The sequence below is a fragment of the Nocardia vaccinii NBRC 15922 genome, assembly GCF_001613305.1.
GTDB classification, from domain to species: Bacteria; Actinomycetota; Actinomycetes; order Mycobacteriales; family Mycobacteriaceae; genus Nocardia; species Nocardia vaccinii.
Genome location: NZ_BDCC01000072.1, coordinates 62522 through 81644, shown reverse-complemented (window position 1 = coordinate 81644; position 19123 = coordinate 62522). Strand labels below are relative to the sequence as shown.

17 protein-coding genes and 1 pseudogene are annotated in these 19123 nt (G+C 67.1%); 13 read left to right on the top strand and 5 right to left on the bottom strand.

Annotated features, from left to right (window positions below):
* The 3 genes from NV1_RS36570 to NV1_RS36560 all read left to right on the top strand — a co-directional run.
* Positions 1–2138 (top strand): enoyl-CoA hydratase-related protein (locus NV1_RS36570; RefSeq protein WP_157117609.1); only part of this gene is annotated, 2138 nt, incomplete at its 5' end.
* A 414-nt stretch (positions 2139–2552) separates the two neighbouring features.
* Positions 2553–3656 (top strand): terpene synthase family protein, encoded by a 1104-nt coding sequence (locus NV1_RS36565; RefSeq protein ID WP_245714107.1) that lies wholly within the window; start codon positions 2553–2555, stop codon positions 3654–3656.
* Positions 3657–3789: 133 nt separating this feature from the next.
* Positions 3790–5064, top strand: coding sequence for a sensor domain-containing diguanylate cyclase (locus NV1_RS36560; RefSeq protein WP_067902437.1), 1275 nt, complete (start codon positions 3790–3792; stop codon positions 5062–5064).
* Positions 5065–5070: 6 nt separating this feature from the next.
* Here NV1_RS36560 and NV1_RS36555 read toward each other — a convergent pair.
* Positions 5071–5824 (bottom strand): annotated as a pseudogene (locus NV1_RS36555) (SDR family oxidoreductase).
* A 231-nt stretch (positions 5825–6055) separates the two neighbouring features.
* Between NV1_RS36555 and NV1_RS36550 the strand changes: the two are divergent.
* A complete protein-coding gene (locus NV1_RS36550; protein ID WP_067902384.1) occupies positions 6056–6922 on the top strand; it encodes an oxygenase MpaB family protein in 867 nt (288 codons plus the stop codon).
* A gap of 5 nt (positions 6923–6927) precedes the next feature.
* Here NV1_RS36550 and NV1_RS36545 read toward each other — a convergent pair whose 3' ends face one another.
* Both NV1_RS36545 and NV1_RS36535 read right to left on the bottom strand, forming a co-directional pair.
* A complete protein-coding gene (locus NV1_RS36545) occupies positions 6928–8724 on the bottom strand; it encodes a hydroxysqualene dehydroxylase (RefSeq protein WP_067902380.1) in 1797 nt (598 codons plus the stop codon).
* 573 nt (positions 8725–9297) lie between these two features.
* Positions 9298–9723 carry a MerR family transcriptional regulator gene (locus NV1_RS36535; RefSeq protein WP_067902369.1) on the bottom strand — a complete coding sequence of 142 codons (426 nt, stop codon included), beginning with the start codon at positions 9721–9723 and terminating at the stop codon, positions 9298–9300.
* A gap of 72 nt (positions 9724–9795) precedes the next feature.
* Here NV1_RS36535 and NV1_RS36530 point away from each other — a divergent pair, with 72 nt between their 5' ends.
* Positions 9796–10410, top strand: a complete 615-nt coding sequence (locus NV1_RS36530) for a class I SAM-dependent methyltransferase (RefSeq protein ID WP_067902368.1) — start codon at positions 9796–9798, stop codon at positions 10408–10410.
* Positions 10411–10439: 29 nt separating this feature from the next.
* Here NV1_RS36530 and NV1_RS36525 read toward each other — a convergent pair whose 3' ends face one another.
* Both NV1_RS36525 and NV1_RS36520 read right to left on the bottom strand, forming a co-directional pair.
* A complete protein-coding gene (locus tag NV1_RS36525; protein ID WP_067902367.1) occupies positions 10440–10883 on the bottom strand; it encodes a response regulator transcription factor in 444 nt (147 codons plus the stop codon).
* Between the two features lie 446 nt (positions 10884–11329).
* The gene (locus tag NV1_RS36520) at positions 11330–11947 is read right to left on the bottom strand and encodes a TetR/AcrR family transcriptional regulator (RefSeq protein WP_067902365.1); all 618 of its coding nucleotides are present in this window, start codon (positions 11945–11947) and stop codon (positions 11330–11332) included.
* A 364-nt stretch (positions 11948–12311) separates the two neighbouring features.
* On the opposite strand from NV1_RS36520, the gene NV1_RS36515 reads away from it, so the two are divergent.
* The 8 genes from NV1_RS36515 to NV1_RS36480 are packed head-to-tail and all read left to right on the top strand — an operon-like array spanning position 12312 to position 19104.
* Positions 12312–13118, top strand: coding sequence for an SDR family NAD(P)-dependent oxidoreductase (locus NV1_RS36515; protein ID WP_084526355.1), 807 nt, complete (start codon positions 12312–12314; stop codon positions 13116–13118).
* Positions 13115–13729 carry a carboxymuconolactone decarboxylase family protein gene (locus NV1_RS36510; RefSeq protein ID WP_067902361.1) on the top strand — a complete coding sequence of 205 codons (615 nt, stop codon included), beginning with the start codon at positions 13115–13117 and terminating at the stop codon, positions 13727–13729. Before NV1_RS36515 ends, NV1_RS36510 begins: the two co-directional genes overlap by 4 nt.
* Positions 13730–13731: 2 nt before the next feature.
* A complete protein-coding gene (locus NV1_RS36505; RefSeq protein ID WP_067902358.1) occupies positions 13732–15015 on the top strand; it encodes an aromatic ring-hydroxylating oxygenase subunit alpha in 1284 nt (427 codons plus the stop codon).
* A gap of 5 nt (positions 15016–15020) precedes the next feature.
* The gene (locus tag NV1_RS36500) at positions 15021–15356 is read left to right on the top strand and encodes a hypothetical protein (protein WP_067902432.1); all 336 of its coding nucleotides are present in this window, start codon (positions 15021–15023) and stop codon (positions 15354–15356) included.
* Positions 15357–15371: 15 nt separating this feature from the next.
* A complete protein-coding gene (locus tag NV1_RS36495; protein WP_067902345.1) occupies positions 15372–16211 on the top strand; it encodes a TauD/TfdA dioxygenase family protein in 840 nt (279 codons plus the stop codon).
* Positions 16212–16259: 48 nt separating this feature from the next.
* Positions 16260–17531, top strand: coding sequence for an aromatic ring-hydroxylating oxygenase subunit alpha (locus NV1_RS36490; RefSeq protein ID WP_067902343.1), 1272 nt, complete (start codon positions 16260–16262; stop codon positions 17529–17531).
* On the top strand, positions 17528–17863 hold the full coding sequence (locus tag NV1_RS36485; RefSeq protein WP_067902342.1) for a hypothetical protein: 336 nt from the start codon (positions 17528–17530) through the stop codon (positions 17861–17863). Before NV1_RS36490 ends, NV1_RS36485 begins: the two co-directional genes overlap by 4 nt.
* Positions 17860–19104 (top strand): metal-dependent hydrolase family protein, encoded by a 1245-nt coding sequence (locus NV1_RS36480; protein ID WP_067902341.1) that lies wholly within the window; start codon positions 17860–17862, stop codon positions 19102–19104. Before NV1_RS36485 ends, NV1_RS36480 begins: the two co-directional genes overlap by 4 nt.
* Positions 19105–19123 lie beyond the last annotated feature (19 nt).

The window sequence follows — 19123 nt, the reverse complement described above, 5'->3', positions numbered from 1 at the left end:
GCGCGCCCGACAACGTGCCGCGGGCCGTCGCGCGGCGGATCGGCGCCGACCCGGCCCGGGCGATCCTCGGCCCGACCGGTGGGCAGAGCCCACAGCAGCTGCTCAACGAGTTGTGCGGACAGATCGCCGAGGGCCGCTGCGGCGCCGCGGTACTCGTCGGTGCGGAGGCGATCTCGACCGTCCGGCATCTGACGAGCCTGCCGCCCGCCGAACGCCCCGACTTCACCGAGTCCGACAGCGGCCCACTCGAGGATCGCGGATACGCCATCCAGGGCATGACCCCGTTCTACGCGGTACGCCATCACCTCGTCGAACCCGCGGTCACCTACGCGATGCTGGAGAATGCCCGCCGCGCCCGGACCGGGGCTTCCCGAGCGGAATACGCGCAGGCGATGGGTGAGCTGTTCAGCCGGTTCAGCGCGGTCGCCGCGGCCAATCCGCATGCGGCGGCCCCGACCGAACGCGATGCCGCCGAACTGGCGCGCGTGGACGAGCGCAACCGTCTCATCACGGATATCTACCCGCGTTTCATGGTCGCCCGCGACCAGGTCAACCAGGCCGCCGCGGTCCTGGTCACCTCCACGCGAACCGCCGACCGGCTCGGGATTCCGCAATCGCGGCGGGTCTATCTGCACGGATACGCCGACCTCGCCGAACGGGAAGTGCTGGCACGACCCGATCTCGATCGCAGTCCGGCCGCCGTCGCGGCGGTGCGGCACGCACTGGACATGGCCGCCATCGGCCTCGACGATCTGACCACCCTGGACCTGTACAGCTGCTTCCCGATCGCGGTGTTCAATCTGTGCGACGGCCTGGGCCTGGACCCGGCTGATCCGCGCGGCCTCACCGTCACCGGCGGGTTGCCGTTCTTCGGTGGTCCGGGCAATGACTACACCACCCACGCCATCGCCGAAACCGTTGCGCGACTGCGCGATCGGCCCGGCAGCTACGGTCTGGTGTCCGCGAACGGCGGTGTGCTGAGCAAACATTCGGCGGGCGTCTACTCGACCACGCCGGCTCCCTGGCGCGTGCGGCCCACCACGGCCCTGCAGGCCGAGCTGAACGACGCGCCGAGCGTGCCGGTCGCTTATCACCCGGACGGCTGGGGAACGATCGAAAGTTTCGTTCTCCGTTACGGTTCCGGCGGGGGTGCCCCCGCCACCGTGGTGGGCCGGCTGGACGACGGCCGCCGCTTCCTCGCCACGCCCGCGGATCAGGAGACCACCGCTATCCTGACCGATACCGAACAGCCGGTCGGGAGACGGGTGTTCGTCCGCTCCGGCGTTGCGGGCAATCATGTCGCGTCGAGCCGCGAGGCGATGGATACCGCACTGGCACAAGGTAATCCAACCTTGCGACCGGAATACGGCACGGTCTCGGTCACGACCTCCGGACATATTCTGGAGGTGACGATCGACCGGGCCGCGCACGGCAACACCCTCGACGGCGACACCTACCGCGAACTCGGCGAAATCCTCACCGCCTTCGCCCACGACGACGACCTGTGGGTCGCCGTACTCACCGGCGCGGGGAACGAGGCGTTCTCGCTCGGCGCGGATCTGCGCGGCGTCCGGTCACCACTACAACTGATGCTCCAGCCGCACAATGGGTTCGACGCCTCGCCGCTGGACGCCACACCGGCCAAACCGGTGATCGCCGCGATCAACGGCCGCGCGGACGGCGACGGTCTGGCCCTCGCGCTGGCCTGCCATCTCAGCGTCGCGGACGAGACCGCGACCTTCGCCGTCCCGGAAACCGCCCTGGGCATGCCGCCGGGAACCGGAATCCTGCTGCGGCTACCGCATCTGGTCGGCCGGGCGATCGCCTACGACATGATCCTCACCGGACGCCGCATCGACAGCGCGGAGGCGCTCTCGGCCGGGCTGATCACTCGCACCGCACCGCAGGGTAAGGCTCTGGATCTGGCCCGGGAGATGGCCGCGGATATCGTGACCCGCTCCCCCGTCGCCACCCGCGCCGCGCTGACCTTCCTGGCCCGGACCGAAACCCTGCCCGATTCCGAGACCACCGCGCCGCACACCGCCGTCCTGGCCGACGCACTCGTCGCACACCGCGACCCGGTCGAAGGAATGACCGCTTATCATGAAGGGCGAGAACCGCATTGGCGGAACCGATGATCGTTCGCCCGGTACCCGACGACCAGCGCTGAACGGTGCCGCCGCGGCGGGCCGGGCCCGAATGCGGCCCGTACCATGCGGCCGTTCTGGGCGGTACAACGACCGCCCGCATGTCGCCCCTGAACACCGCGAAGATTGCTGTAAGGTTGCCGCACTGTCGATTTGCGCATGGTCACCGCGGTCGAGGTCCGCTCTCTTCGTCCCGCCCGAGTGATACTCAGCACACTCGAGATCGACGATGCGACCGTCGACCGGCGGTCCGCCCGGCTACCCCCACCAGCACGAAGATCTGACAGGCTGTTCGATTCGTCCTTATTGCTTACTCTTTAAGCACCGACTGGAATGTGTATCACCAGTCGGTCCGACCGTCTCGAGGGATGGTTGGTGGATCGGATGGGCCGGGGAGGCAATCCCGTGGTGAATGAACAAACGATGGTGGAAACGGCGCTGGTCGCAATGCGATCGGAGTACGACGCACTGGTGGAAAAGGGCGAGCGATGGTCGTTGCGAGCGCTGCTCAGCACACCGGATCGTGACATCGAGGACTACTGCCGGGAGTTTCGGCCCAACAGATTCGGCGAGTACGCGCTCGCCGAGGTGGAGCGCTTCTGTCGCAAACATCAGATCTGGCTGGAATCCGGAGGCGCACACTACAACAGCATGACGCCCTATCTGCATCCGAACGCGGTTACCGCCGATCGGATGACGATCATCGGGATCTTCAACGCAATCCTGTTCTGGCTCAACGACACCGTCGGCCGGGAGAAGTTCGCGCATCTGTCCGAGGCCGAGCGCTTACGTGCCTCGCACACCGCGGAACGATTACGCGACATGCTCGAATCCCGAAACCCGGCGGCGGATCCGACCCCGGAGGAGGTCGCCACCGCCGAATTCCTCGAACTGCTGGCCCGCGATGCCGAACCGGACTGGCTGGAGCGGTTCCTCCGCTCGACGGCCGAACATCTGCGCACCGCGATCCGCGACCAGAACACCGACGCCCGTGGCGGATTGCTGAGCGTCGCGGACTACATCGATCTGCGGTCGGAGGTTTCCGGCATGTACCCGGCCATCGCGATGTGCGAATTCGGCCGCGACGAGTATCTGCCCTGGCACCTCATTCCGGCCGAGGAAGCGGCCGCCGAACTGCGCAGACTGCAACAACTGACCGCCGAGATCGGCGCTCTGATGAACGATATGTTCTCCTTCGAGAAAGAGTGCATCGCCGACGGCGCCGACTTCAATCTGATTCCGGTGTGGCTGTTGAACACACCGGGAGCCACGCTCGCCGACGCCGTACACGGCTCCGCGGCGATCGTGCGTGAGCGGCTCACCGAATTCCACGTCCTGCGCGAGCGGGTCCTGGATCGATACGCCGGCTCCCCCGATCGACGAGCCGCCGAATCGGTCGCCGCGCACGTACGGGACCTGGACGGATGCGTGCAGGCGACGTGGGCCTGGCAGATCGTCACCCCGCGATACAAGGGGGTCTCGATTTTCGACGAGAACCATGCCGCATGATCGTTCCCACCAGCCGGAAATATTCCGCGCGACAGCTTCTCCCGGCTTTGATCTAGTGTGAGAGACAAGACTGCGCCCGAACGGTGAGGGGTATGCCGATCGGTCGCCGGACATCGAGGGGGTGCTGGAGGGTATGGAACCGAACGCCCTGGTTACAGCCTGGTGGCGGGAACTGTCCGCCACGGGCGAGGGCCCGGTGGAGCCGGCGGCGTGCCGTGGGCTTCTGACCGAACTGTTCCATAACCTCCGGTCCGCACTCGCGGCGCGGGGATTCGACCCGGACGCGGGTGCCTCGGTCGGCGCGGCACTGGCGGAGGCGGGATGGATCGATACCGCCGTCCCGATTCGCACCGTCCAGGCGCTGCAGCCTCTGATCGACGACTCCGATCGCCCCGATGCCGGTGCCCGGTTCGCCGTTCTGGCTGCGACTCTGACGCAGGGCCACCAGATGTTTCTGACCCGGCAGCAGCTCCGGCGGGATCAGAACGCGCGGTTTCGGGTCGTCTTCGACAGCACCGATATCGCCATCGCCATCGGCGATACCGACGGGACCCTGGTCGACGCCAATCGTGGCCTCGCGGACATGATCGGCGTTCCGGTCGAACAGCTTCGCGGAATCTCGGTCTACGACTTCGCCCACCCGGAGGATCGGGCCGAGATCCGCGCTCTGGTCTACGACAGACTGGTACCCGCCGGGGAGGGCTCGGTCAAAATGGAACGCCGCCTGCTGCGTTCGGACGGCAGCGTGGGCTGGGTGGCGTTCTCCATCACCTATGTCAGAGGCACCAGGGAGCACGGTGACTATCTGCTCGCCGTCGGTGAGGACGTGACCGAGCGGTATCGACTGCAGCAGGAACTGCACTGGCAGGCCCGGCACGATCCGCTCACCGGCCTGCCGAACCGCCGCAGTCTGCTCGAACGCATCGAGACCGTGTCGTCGGGTAGCGGCAGCGACGACCATGTCGGTCTGTGCTTCGTCGACCTGGACAGATTCAAGCCCATCAACGACATGTACGGTCACGGCACCGGCGACCGCGTGCTCACCGAGGTCGCGACGCGTTTCGGAGACAGTGTGCGCGAACAGGATTGCCTCATCGCCCGCATCGGGGGCGACGAATTCGTCGCCCTGATCCCGCCGCCGGCCGAGAACGACGTGGTCACCACGATCGTCGACCGCCTGCAGTCGGCCCTGGTCGAGCCGATCGCCGTCGACGGCCACCAGTTGCACGTCTCCGCCAGTATCGGAGCCATCGTCACCCCGCTGGCCGGCTCCGACGCCGAATCACTGCTCGATTCGGCCGACACCGTCCTGTACCTGGCCAAGGCCAACCACAAGGGCCGCTCGGTGCTGCGTACCTCGCACCGGACCACCGAGCGGCACAGCCACCCCCTGACTCCCCCGTCGTGATCCGGGCTACCCGCTGATTGCCGCGACCACCCGCAGCGGCAGCCAACGCAGCGCCGCGCCGATCGGAATCCACGGCCAGGCAGGCACTTTCGCCGACGCCACCTCACGCTCGATGGCGCGAACCATGGACCGCACGCCCTTCTCGGTGGACACCTGCAACGGGGCGCGACCGCTCGCGGCGGTCATATCGGATGCGATGAATCCGGGGAACAGCGTGGTCACCGCGATCGGGGTGCGCAGTGTATCGGCCCGGATCCCCTCGGCCAGGGTGGCGGCCCCCGCCTTGGACGCGGCATAGGCGGTCCGGTTGCCGGGCATTCCGCGCATTGCGCTGATCGAGGAGACGACCACCAGATGTCCGGCATCGCGCGCGGAAGATCTCCATCGCCGCCTCGCACTGGGCCAGTACGGCAAGGAAGTTGGTGGCGGCGGTCTGGGCGTTCGCATGGAACCGCCCGGACCCGATCGGCTGTCCCTTGCCGAGACCGGCGTTGACCACGACTCGATCCAATCCGCCCAGCTCATCGGCGAATTCGCGGAACACCGTGAATACCCGATCGTGGTCGTTGACGTCGAGTTGCGCGATCGACACGGTGATCCCGGGGTGTGCCGCCAGCAGTTCGGCGCGCAATTGCCCGAGACGATCCAGACGACGCGCACACAGGGCGAGATTTCTTCCGCGGGCGGCGAATTCGCGTGCCATCTGCGCGCCCAGGCCCGAACTCGCCCCGGTGATCAGGATATTTCTGCGCTCCGGCATCGGCCGCATTCCTTCCGTTCGCACGATGGTTCGCCCCGGCGCGCACGGGTGTGCGACGGCGGCCCGAATCTACCTGAAGCGCGCGACACTCGGGGTGGGTGGCGCCGTCCGTCGTGACCGGCCACAACGGCCGCGCAGGATCGTCGCGACGGGTGCGTCGCGCGCCCTCTGAGAAGGTGGGTAATATTTCCTCTCACGATATCTTTTTCTCGGCAAGGAGGCTGCGGAATCGTGGATCCGGACAACCAGACTGCCGTCGCGACCGCCGAGGAGCCGGCCCTTCCCGGTGCGCCGATCGGCCCCGGCTCGCTCACCTGGAAGTATGCGGGCGACTGGCGGAATATGCTGTTTCTCGGTCGCACGGGCATCCTGCAGAATATGCATCCTGCGGTGGGCGCCGCGCTGCAACAGCATTCGAACTTCTTTGACAATCCGTGGGATCGGCTGGTGCGGTCGGTGCCGCAGATCCAGGGCATGATCTACGACGCCGACAACCGGGCCCAGGCCGAGCGGGTCCGCGATTATCACAAGCCGCTCAAGGGAATCGACTCGCGCGGGGAGCGGTATCACGCCCTGAACCCCGAGGTGTACTGGTGGACGCATGCCACGTTCATCGAGCTGAACATCGCGATCAACGAGTACTTCGGCACACCGCTGAGCGATGCGGAGAAGGATCAGCTCATCGCCGAGGGCGTCACCTGGTGGCGGATGTACGGACTGTCCGATCGCGTGCTGGTCTCGAATTACGCCGAGTTCCAAGAGTATTGGAACAGAACCATCGACGAGGTGCTCGAGCGCAACGCGACCACCGATTTCGCGCTGGACCTGAACCGCACCCGGATTCCGGCGCTGCCAGGCATCCCGGAACCGCTGTGGTCGGTGATCTGGCGGCCGGTGATGGCGTTCAACCTGTGGCTGGCCAACGGACTGATGCCCGAGCGCGCCCGGCAGATCCTGGGCATGCGGTGGCGGGGCGCGGACCAGGTCGCGTTCGGCGCGGTCTGCACGGCGATCCGCTGGACCTGGCCGCTGCTGCCGGATCGGCTGCGGTACATGCCCCGCGCCTATGCGGGCGTCGCGCGCGAGCGCGGGGCCTGACCGCCTCACGCCAGGACGTGCGGTAGACCGGCGCGATAGCGGGCCGCGTCGACCTGTTTGAACGGCTCGAATTCGGGCGGTTCGACCATCGGGAAGATCCCGGCCCGCGGGCCGGGATCGCCCGCGGCGTCCATGATCGCGTTCGCGGCGGCGCGCCCGGATTCGTTCGCACCCTCCATCGTCGCCAGGTCGATGTGACTGCGCACGTGGTCGCCACCGAAGAACAGATTCCCGATCGCGCAGTGCGCCTCGGGCCGATGGTTGTACGAGCCGATCGTGTTGACCAGCAACGGCGTTTCGTTGTGGGTGGTACCGCCCGACCACGTCAGGCCCGGGTCCAGGTGCCAGGACGCGAGATCCTCGTCGCGCAGCCAGTCGGTGGAGGTGTTCAGCCACGTCTTCAGTTGCGCCCAACACTCTTTCGCCACCTCGTCGGCGGTGCACTGCCGGGCCGGTTTGCCGTACAGGATGCCGGGCGAATCCCAGTCCGAGATATCGGCACTGAGACATTCCACGATCCGGCCGTCACCGTATTTCGCCGCGAAGTTCCCACGCCACATGGGCGCCTGCCGCAGCGCGGTGATCGCCCACGGCGTGCCGAGCGCGGCGACATGGCCCTCGGGCAGTTCGGTGGGCCGGGTCAGATAGAACTGGATGCCGATCATCCAGTCGGTCATCAGCTCCCGCATCCCCGCCAGGGATGGATCCGCCTCCAGCACAGGCCCGTTCAACAGCGCGGTCGCCTTGTCGACCGGCATCGCGCAGACGTACCAATCGGCCGTGACGGTCCCGTCCGCCCCGCCCCCGGCGACCCGAACACCGGTGATCCGGCGATCCGCGATGTTCAAACGTGTTGCGCGAGCGCCCATCACGAACCGCACGCCGAGCGAACGCAGATACGCGACCCACGGATCTATCCACGCCTCGTTGGTGGGACCGCTCAGGATGCGGTCCGCCCCGCCCTGATACTGCGGGAACAATCCGGTGCCCGCGAGCACGAGCCCCTGACCGATGGTGCCGATCGTGCGCGCGGAGCTCAGATGCGGTTTGGCCGCGACGGTGATGCGGGTCAGCGCGGCGACGAGATATTCCCGGTACGCCTCGGATTTACCCTGCGCCTGCAGCATGTCCTCCCACGAGATGTACTCGAACTGCCCGAATCGCCGCTCGGTGCAGCTGGTGAACCACATGGCGACCTGTTTGCCGAAGAACGCCAGTTCGACGGGCGGCAATGCGGGAATGAACGAGAATGCCGACACCACAGAGGATTCCACCAGCTGCGGGGTGAGCTGGGTCAGGCCACGGAATCCGACCGGCGAGAAGATCGGCGGGCGGTCCTTGAACCCGACGACCGCGGATTCGACGCGAATCAGGTTGTCCCGGACGCCATTCGGGTTCCCCGGAAACGGAATCCGGGCCATCGTGTCGGGGACGTGCTGATAGCAGCCGGGGAAGAACCGGAACCCGTGTTCGCCGGGCAGATCCAGGCGTCCGCCCCGGCCGGTGCCGGGCACGCCCATACTGCGCGCCTTACCGCCCAGATAGGACGGCTCGTAGACGGTCACCCGATATCCGCGTTCGGCGAGTTCGTGCGCGGCCGACAATCCCGACATCCCGCCGCCGAAGATCGCCACCTCCCGCCCCGGTGTACTCGCCCGCGCGGCGATCGGACGAGCCGAGGCGCGCGGCGGATGTGCGCCCACGGCGGTGGCGGCCAGCGTGGCCCCGGCCAGGGCCGCGCCGCGCAGCACGGTGCGGCGGCCCACGCCTGTCGAATCGGAAGGGTCGCGATCGTCTTTCATGCCAAACTCCGGTGTTCGGTACAGCCCGAGGCCGCGGGAGTGCGAAGCAGTCGGATCAGCCGGCGGCGATGCGCGCCGACGAGCCGAGAGATGTCCGCGTGGACGGCGAGGGACACGATCGGATGCCCCGTCCGCACGCGAGCGCCGATGCGCCATCGAGGAGAGCGGTGGCGGCGACACCCACATGCTGGGCTGCGGCTGCGGAGTCCATCGAACTCTCCCCGGTCACTATGTCTCGGACACTATGTCCGATGTTGGGATGGTAAGCCGTACGGGCCGGTCGTGTCCGGGAAATCGCGACGCCGGGCACACCGGCCAAAAGCTTCGGACCGAACCCGGCGACTCGGCGGCGCAACAACCCCGGTATCACCCGGTCGACCGGCCGCCGACGCTTGCTGGTCGCAAACCGGCCGCTGATCCGGATGCCGGCCCGGTCGGCCGAGACCTGTTCCGATGCCGCCACGTCCCCCGATATCGGAGCATGGGCACCGCGGGCTCCTGAGCGGAGCTCGGACTCAGGGTCTGCGGTTCTCGGACCGCCGAAGTCCGAGCGGCGTGCGAATCTTCACGCGCTCAATGGTTTTCGTCCATGAGCTCGGTTACCGGCGTTCCGGCGAGGAGTTCGTCGAGGCCGCCGATCATCGTCGGGCACTCGCGGGCGGGATGTTCGGACGGACACCGCACGGCGTGCGCCAGAAAGGCCTGGGCGATGCGGGCCCGCGCGATGACCTCTTCGAGTTCGGCGATCTGCCGCTCGAGCGCCTCGCGCCACCGCGAACTCGGCGAGTCCAGCACTGCCGCCGCGGTATCCAGCGGCAGTCCCAGACTCTGCGCCACTTTGATGAAGGCGAGCCGACGCAGCTGTTCCCGGTCGTACATCCGCTTGCCACCACGCCGCGCGGCCGGGCGCACCAGGCCGCGCTCGTCGTAGTACCGCAGCGCGGAGGTCGCCATGCCCAGTTTCGCCGCGGCCTCCCCGATCGGGATCAGGTCGTCCATGGCGACATTTGACCTCCAGTCGGCTTGAACTTGCAAGGTGGTGGCACCAACCGTTCGTGAGAAGGACGTCCGATGAATCAGCCGCAGACCCTGCCCGTCAATCACCACGCCGACCACCCCGGATTCTCCGGCCTCACCGGGCTCGCAGCGGGCGCGTTGATGTTCGCCGCCGGGCGGCGGCGCGCCCGCAGGGTGATCACGGCGGCCGCGGTGAGCGAATCCGATCGGGTCGTCGATATCGGATGTGGTTCCGGTGCGGCGGTGCGGGCGGCTGCCCGGCGCGGCGCCCGGGTGACCGGAGTCGACCCGTCGCCGGTGATGTTGCGGCTGGCCCGCCTGCTCGTGCGCGGCCGCTCGATCCATTGGGCCGAGGGCGCCGCGGAGCGACTGCCGCTACCGGACGAGGCGGCCACCGTGGCGCTGGCCGTAGCGACGGTGCATCATTGGCCGGATGTCACGGCCGCCCTGGCCGAGGTGGCGCGGGTGCTGGTCCCACACGGCCGGTTCGTCGCGGTTGAGCGCTGGTCACCAGTGGGCGCCACCGGCGTGGCGGCGCACGGCTGGACCGAGGAGCAGGCGCGCTCGTTCGCCGAGCTGTGCCGCACCGCGGGATTTGCGGAGCCGCGCATCGAGCGAAACACCTTGGGGCGGAACGATTTCTGGATCGTCTACACCAGTCGCGGCTGATCCGTCAGGTCCGGTGAGCCGGGCCCGGATCAGCCGCGCAACACATTGCCCGCCAGACGCGATTCGATCCGGGCGAGCAGGTCCACCGTTCGGAACGGCTTGCGCACGTAATCCGACGCACCGCAGGCCATGGCCAGCTCGGCGGCCTCCGGATCGGATTCGGTCGATACGGCCAGGATCGGGGCCGACACCATCTCCCGCAAACGTCGGCAAACGTCCGGGCCGGGCAGGTCCGGCAGGTCCAGATCCAGGAGCACCAGATCCGGATGCCACTGTGGGGCGGCGGCGAGCACCTGGCGGCCGGTGACGGTGCGCAGGGATTGATAACCGGCGTGTTCGAGAACCAGGACGACCATCTCCGCCGCGGCCGGATTACCCTCGGCGACAAGCACTTTGGCCGTCGCGAGGTTGTCGTCGCCCAGCTGGACGGCGGTATTGGGCACTGTGGACATCGGATGCGGATATCGGTTCATGGCACAGTCCTCGCTTGCGGGATCCCCCGACCCCTCTGCTGCCCCGCGTCGTGATCGACCTCGCTGCGGCGCGAGCCTCGCGATGCCGGTTGTTCGATCGTCGGACCTCGACGCTATTCCTGGTAGCAATCGTTCAGCAATGAAAGTGCGAAGAAATTTCGCCCGGAAGGTCGATTGCGACCGTTTCGTGACCTTTCATAGATCTGTCGTTAACCGAAGTAGCGGCGCCATACCCAGCCGAGACGTCCGTAATCGACCGGCGACGAGCGAACTCGGCCGTGATCGGAGCGTATGCGACCACGCGAGTTGCTGTCGGGAAACTCCGCAAAGAGGGGGTGAGCCGGTTGCCGCCGCCCGCCATCGGATCGCTCTCATCCGTCGAGCCGAGACGATCATTCCGGCCGTCGGCTCGGTCTCAGCCCATTTCCCGGACGAACGGGCCGTGATCACCCGGATTCCCCGGGACCGGCCGTCCGGGCGACGAGTTGCGGCTCGCCCTCGAGTTCCCGCAGCAGCGTCTCGAGCAGCGCGGTCACGTCGCGGTGACCCGCATCCACGCCGAACGCCTCCTCCATTCGCAGGAAACGGGAGACGCTGGACATCAGCAGCACCACCGCGGCCGGGGTGTAGACCTCCGAGCGATAGCCGTAGCCGTCCAGAACCCTGGTGACCTCGTCGAGCTGCAGGGCGCGAAATCGCTTGGAGGAGTTGGCGATTTCGGCGCGAATGGTTTTGCGATGGTTGGCCAGGGCGACGAATTCCATGGTCAGCGCGGTGTGCGATTGGTCGTGGATCGCCTCCCACAACGCCCACAGCGGCTGCGGGGAGTTCAGCGCCTCGCTCTGTCGCTGGTAGCTGCGCTCGGCGCCCCGCCGGAACAGCTCGATGAACAGATTGTCCATGGTGCCGAAGTAGTAGTACACGAGCGCGGAATTGGCTCCGGCCCGAGCCGCGAGCCGACGGGTGCTCACCGCGGCGTAGCCCTCCTCGAGCATGATCTGCTCCGCCGCGTCCAATAGCGCGGCGCGAGTCGGGGAGCCTTCGGGCCCCGTGCCCGGCTTCATTCGATGACCTCCTGCGGGCGCGCGACGCGCCGTCGTCGGTGGGTGCGGCGGCGAACGCCCGGCAACGGCCGGGCTGTTCGCCCAGTGTACGACCGCCGAGACCGGGCGCCCGCAGCGGAAGCGCCTCCCCCCGAAGACTATTGACAGCCCTGACGGCCCTGCCGTATATCTTAGTCACTCGCCTAATTAGGCAGTCGATTAATCGTCGGGAGCCTCTGGTCCCGCAGTGATCCGAAAGCCTCGCGACGGGCCCGATCCGCCGCGGCCGATCCGAGAATGTGGTGCTGCGCATGGCATTGACCCCGGCCTTCGACCGATCACCCGCCCGATCCGCCCGTGAGCGCGGTCTACGAACGGAGCTGCGATGAGCGATACGAACGATGCCGGTCAGGGCAGGTCGCCCGATTCGGGCACGTCGCCCCCGCGTGGCGGCCGGGTGGCAGTGGTGACCGGCGGCGCATCCGGAATGGGCCTGTCCATCTGCGAATCCTTCGCCGCGCACGGTTATCGGACCGTGGTCCTGGACATCGACGGCACCGCCGCGCACGAGGTCGCCGAGAAGCTCCGGGCCGGGGGCGCGATGGCGCTGGCGCACACGGTGGACGTCACCGATCGCGAGGCGGTTTTCGCCGCGATGCGGCAGGTCCGCGCCGAATTCGGACCGATCGACATCCTCGTCACCAGCGCGGGACTGGTCGGATTCGCCCCGTTCACGCAGATCACGCCGGCGGACTGGAACCGGATCATCGAGGTCAACCTGACCGGGACCTACCACTGCGCACAGGCCGTGATCCCGGATATGCTCGCCGCCGGCTGGGGCCGGATCGTGACGATCTCCTCCTCCAGCGCGCAGCGCGGCTCACCCGGCATGGTGCACTACACCGCGTCCAAGGGCGCGGTCGTCGCGATGACCAAGGCACTGGCCCGCGAATACGCGGCGCACGGCATCACCGTCAACACCATTCCGCCCTCGGGCATCGATACGCCGATGTCCCGCAAATCGCAGGCAGCCGGGAACCTCCCCGACAACGCCACCATGGCCGAGGCGATCCCGGTCGGCCACCTCGGCGCGGGCGAGGATATCGCCGCGGCCTGTCTGTTCCTGTGCTCCGAGCAGGCCGGATACATCACCGGCCAGGTACTCGGCGTGAACGGCGGATCGGTCATATGACCACGACCGACACTCCGCGGCTGGCCCCGCTGCCGCCCGAGCAGTGGGACGCCCGGGCGCGCGAGATGTTGCGCGGGCGAGTGGGCCTCGCGGACCGCTATCTGTCCGGCGCGCCCGACGCGCCTCCCATGCCGAACGTGCTCGGAATTCTGGGGCATCACATCGAACTGGGCTCGGCCTGGCTGGCCTACAACGGCGCGCTGCTCGAGCGGCCCGCCATCGAGCCGCGGTATCGAGAACTGCTGATCCTGCGGGTGGCCTGGCGCAGCCGCGCGGTCTACGAGTGGACCCAGCACGCGCGGCTGGCCCTGGACTGCGGCCTCACCGCCGCGCAGGTCGAGGCGGTCGCCGATGGCCCCGAGGACCCGATCTGGTCACCGGTGGAGCGGTTGCTGTTGTCCGCGGCCGATCAGTTGCTGGACCGGTACCGCGTCGAGGACGAGACCTGGGCGGGACTGGCACACCATTTCGACGCCCGTCAGCTCATCGAGATCCTGTTCGTGGCCGGGTCGTATCTGTGCCTGGCACTCGTATTCAACAGCGTTGGCCTGCAACCGGATTCGGATGTGGATCGGCGCGCGCCGTTCACATCCCCGGAAATCAAGGAGTAACCGTGACCGCGACCGCGACCGTCAGGCAATGGCGCAAACCCGACGAGGGCAGCTGGACCCAGCACTACCCCGACCTGGGCACCGGAGCGATCTCGTTCGAGGATTCGGTGTCCCCGGAGTTCTTCGAACTCGAGCGTGCGGCGATCTTCCAGCGCGCCTGGCTCAATGTCGGCCGGGTAGAACAACTTCGGCGCACCGGCAGCTATTTCACCAAGGAGATCGACGCCGCCCGCGCATCGGTCATCGTGGTGCGCGACCGCGACGGCAACATCAACGCCTTCCACAACGTCTGCCGCCACCGCGGCAACAAACTCGTCTGGACCGACGATCCGCGTGCCGAGACCTCCGGTGTCTGTAGGCAGTTCACCTGCAAGTACCACGGCTGGCGGTACGGGCTCGGCGGGCAACTGGAATTCGTGCAGCAGCCGGAGGAATTCTTCGACCTCGACACGCAGAATTCCGGACTCGTCCGGGTTCATTGCGATGTCTGGAACGGGTTCATCTTCATCAACCTGGCCGACGAGCCCCGCCAGACGTTGCGAGAATTCCTCGGCCCCATGGTGACCGCGTTGGACGGCTACCCGTTCGACCGGATGACCGAGTGGTACGAGTTCACCGCGGACAACCGCAGCAACTGGAAGCTGTTCGCCGACGCGTTCCAGGAGTACTACCACGTCCCCGGACTGCATCCGCAGCAGATCCCGAATCCGGTGCGCACCGGAAAAGGCTTCGAGTGCGCGCACTTTCAGCTCGACGGCCCGCACCGGATGGTCAGCACCGGCGGCGCGCGCCGCTGGACGCTCCCGGCGGAGTTCATGTACCCGATCGAGCGGATCACCCGCAGCGGCCTGGTCGGCCCCTGGGAATCGCCCGACCTCGGCGAGATGCCGCCGGGCCTGAATCCCGGGAAGGTCGAGCCGTGGGGCATCGACAACTTCCAGATCTTCCCCAATATCGAGATCCTGATCTACCGCGGCTGGTACCTGCTGTACCGCTACTGGCCGACCTCCTACAACACCCACCGCTTCGAGGGCATGCTGTGCTACCAGCCCGCCAAGACCGTGCGGGAGCGCGTGGAGCACGAGGTGGCCTCGGTGGTGTTCAAGGAATTCGCCCTCCAGGACGCGGGCATGCTCACCGGCACCCAGACCGCGTTGGAACAGGCATACCGCAGCGCCGGAATCACCAGCTTCCCGGTCAACGATCAGGAAATCCTGGTGCGGCACTTCCACAAAGCGGTCGCCGACTGGGTCGAGGAATACCAGCGCGAAACGGCGAGGGCGTGAGCGCCGTGGCCGAGAATCTATTGCCGCCCGAATTCGCCGAATTCGAGGCGTACGCACCAATCTGGTGCCTGCCCACCGAATCCGAACGATGGGATCGCCGAATGGCCACTCCCATGCCGGATCTGGTGAAATTCCACGACGCATTCCTACCGCGCCTGGAAGAGGCGATCGAGCACTGCGACAAATATCGTCTCGACGATCTGCCCGATGACGCGCTGAACCTGCTGTACCTGGTGTATTCGCTGGTGATGGTCGCCATGGCGGTGGAGATCTTCCAGCAGCACGCGCCCACCGACAGCGCCGACGCGGAGTTGTACCGCGTCGCCGAGCCGACGCCGTAAGCCGAGGAACATCCCATGACGATCACCATCGAGCCACTCGGCACGGAGGTCGGCGCACAGGTGACCGGCGTCGAGCGGGAACAACTGCTCGACGACGACACCCTCGCCTACTCCGTGCTGCGCGCTCTCGAGGAGTACGGGGTGCTGGTCTTCCGCGGCCTGCATCTCGACCCGGAGACCCAGGTGGCGTTCTGCCGCACGCTCGGGCAGATCGACACCGAACCGGGGCACCACCCGGTTGAGGGCATCTACCGCGTCAGTCTCGACACCCGCAAGAATTCCTCGGCGAACTATCTGCGCGCGACGTTCGACTGGCATATCGACGGCTGCACTCCCCAGGACGACGCCTACCCGCAGAAGGCCACCGTGCTCACCGCCGAAGCGGTGGCCACGTCCGGCGGTGAGACCGAATTCGCCTCCACCTACAAGGCTTTCGACAATCTCACCGAGTCCGAGCGCACTCGGCTGGCGCCGCTGCGGGTGGTGCACTCGCTCGAGGCCTCACAACGCCCGGTCACTCCGGACCCCACCCCCGAGCAGCTGGCCGCCTGGCGGCGTCGCCCGACCCGCGAGCATCCGCTGATCTGGACGCACAGGTCCGGCCGCCGTTCGATGGTCCTGGGCGCGTCGGCCGATCACGTGGTGGGCATGGACCCGCACCAGAGCCGCGCACTGCTGGACGATCTGCTGCGACGGTGCACCGCGCCCGAACGCGTCTACCGGCACGAGTGGTCGGTCGGCGACACCGTGATCTGGGACAACCGCGGGGTCATCCACCGCGCGGCCCCGTACGAATCCGGCTCGCCGCGAGAAATGCTGCGCACCACCGTACTCGGCGACGAACCGATCCGATGACGCAGTCATCCCGATACCGCAGCCACACCACATCTCAGGAGTAACGCCATGCCCCGTTGGCCCAAGCCCGCCGAGGGCAGCTGGACCGAGCACTACCCGGAACTCGGCACCGCGCCGATGTCCTACGAGGATTCGATCTCGCCGGAATTCTTCGAACTCGAGCGCGAGGCGATCTTCAAGCGCGCCTGGCTCAATGTCGGCCGGATCGAACAACTTCCGCGCACCGGCAGCTATTTCACCAAGGAGATCCACGCCGCGCATTCCTCGATCATCATCGTGCGAGACCGTGACGGACAGATCAACGCCTTCCACAACGTCTGCCGGCACCGCGGCAACAAGCTGGTGTGGGACACCATCCCCGCCGACGAGGTCTCGGGCACCTGTCGCCAGTTCACCTGCAAATATCACGGCTGGCGTTACGGTCTGGACGGCGCGTTGAATTTCGTTCAGCAGCCGGAGGAATTCTTCGACCTGGATCAGAGCCAATACGGGCTGGTGCCGGTGCACTGCGAGGTGTGGTCCGGATTCATCTTCGTCAATCTCGCCCCGGAGCCGCGGCAGTCGCTGCGAGAATTCCTGGGCCCCATGGTCACAGCGCTCGAGGGGTACCCGTTCGGCGCGCTCACCGAGCGGTTCTGCTACCGCTCCGAGGTCGCGGCGAACTGGAAGCTGTACATGGACGCGTTCCAGGAGTTCTATCACGCGCCGGTCCTGCACGGAAAGCAGACGCCGGACAACTACTCCAACGCCGCGCAGCAGGCCGGTTTCCAGGCGCCGCACTATCAGCTGGACGGGCCGCACCGGCTGGTCAGCACCTCGGGCGTGGTCACCTGGGAGCTCGACCCGTCGATGCGCAAACCTATGGAGGACATCACCCGCAGCGGACTGTTCGGGCCTTGGGACACACCGGATCTCGGGCCGCTGCCCGCCGGGGTCAATCCCGCGAAATGCGATCCGTGGGGCCTGGACTCGTTCCAGCTGTGGCCCAACTTCGTGATCCTGATCTGGTCCGGTGGCTGGTATCTGACCTATCACTACTGGCCGACCTCGCACAACACCCACATCTTCGAGGGCAATCTGTATTTCCCGCCGTCCCGGACCACGCGGGAGCGAGTCGCGCACGAGATGGCCGCGGTGACGTTCAAGGAATACGGACTGCAGGACTGCAGCACGCTGGAGGCGACACAGATGATGCTCGAATCGCGTGCGGTGACCGCGTTTCCGTTGAACGACCAGGAAATACTGCTGCGTCATCTGCACAAGGTGGCCGGCGACTGGGTCGAGGACTACAAGCGCGAGCAGGCGGGAGCGGCACGATGAGCGAGACGCTGTTGCCCGCGGAATTCGCCGACCTCGAGCCCTTTGCCGAAACCTGGTGCCTGCCAACCGAATCCGAACGATACGCGAGACGCCTGGCCAGTACGGTCCCGCAGATGCAGGAGTTCTACGACGCGATCACTCCACGCGCCGAGGCGGTGATCGCCTACTGCGACCGCTTCCCCCTGGACGATCTGCCCGAACAGGTGCGAAACCTGCTGTATCTGCTGTATTCGATGATCAATGTGTCCTTCCCCGTGGAGGTTTGGAGCCAGCCGTGGGTGCCCGACAGCGGCACGACGAGTCTGGACTGCGTGGTGGAGCCGATACCGTGAGCCAACAGAGCACAGTGCTGCGCGCGGCCCGCCGCGTCGACGTCGAGACCGGAAAAGTGCACTCCCCCGCGACCGTCGTGGTGGACGGCACCACGATCACGGCGGTCGATCCGCCGCAGGAGCCCGCGGGCGCACGCGTGGTCGACCTGGGCGATCTCACGCTGCTTCCCGGTCTGATGGATATGGAGATCAACCTGCTCATCGGCGGGCCCGACACCCCCACCGGACTGCCGAACCCGATGCACGGCGTACAGGACGACCCGGTCTACCGCACGTTGCGTGGCACCGTGAACGCCCGCACCACCCTGCACGCCGGATTCACCACCGTCCGCAATCTGGGGCTGATGGTCAAGTCCGGGGGCTATCTGCTGGATGTCGACCTGGGCCGCGCCATCGAGCAGGGCTGGGTGGAGGGGCCGCGCATCGTCGGGGCCGGGCACGCGATCACCCCGACCGGCGGCCACCTCGATCCCACGATGTTCCAGCGCCTCGCTCCGCACATCATGCCGGTCAGCCTCGAGGAGGGCCGCGCCAACGGCGTGCCGCAGGTGCGCGAATGCGTGCGCTACCAGATCAAGTACGGTGCGGGCGTGATCAAGATCTCCGCCTCGGGCGGGGTGATGTCGCACGGGACAGTCGCAGGCGCGCAACAGTATTCGGACGAGGAACTCGAAGCGATCGTGGACGAGGCGCATCGGGCCGGAATCCGGGTCGCCGCACATGCCCACGGCGACGCCGGAATTCGCGCCTGCATCCGCGCGGGCGTGGACTGTATCGAGCACGGGTCGCTGGCCAGTGACGACACCATCGAGATGATGGTCGAGCACGGCACGTTCCTGGTGCCGACGAGTTATCTGTCCGAGGGCCTGGACATCTCCAAAGCCGCTCCCGCACTACAGAAGAAGGCCGCCGAGGTGTTCCCCCGGGCACGCGAGACGCTGCGCAAGGCGATCGCGGCGGGCGTCAAGATCGCTTGTGGCACAGACGCTCCCGCTGTCCCGCACGGCGATAACGCCAAAGAACTGTGGGCACTGGTGGATCGGGGTATGACACCCGCTCAGGCACTGCGCGCCGCCATCATCACCAGCGCCGAACTCATCGACGTCGACGACCGGGGACGACTGGAGGCCGGCCTGCTCGCCGATATCATCGCCGTACCGGGCGACCCCACCGCCGACATCACCACACTGCAGGATGTGCGCTTCGTGATGAAGGACGGGCGCATCGTCAAGCATCAGTGATCCCCGCACCGCCGCTACC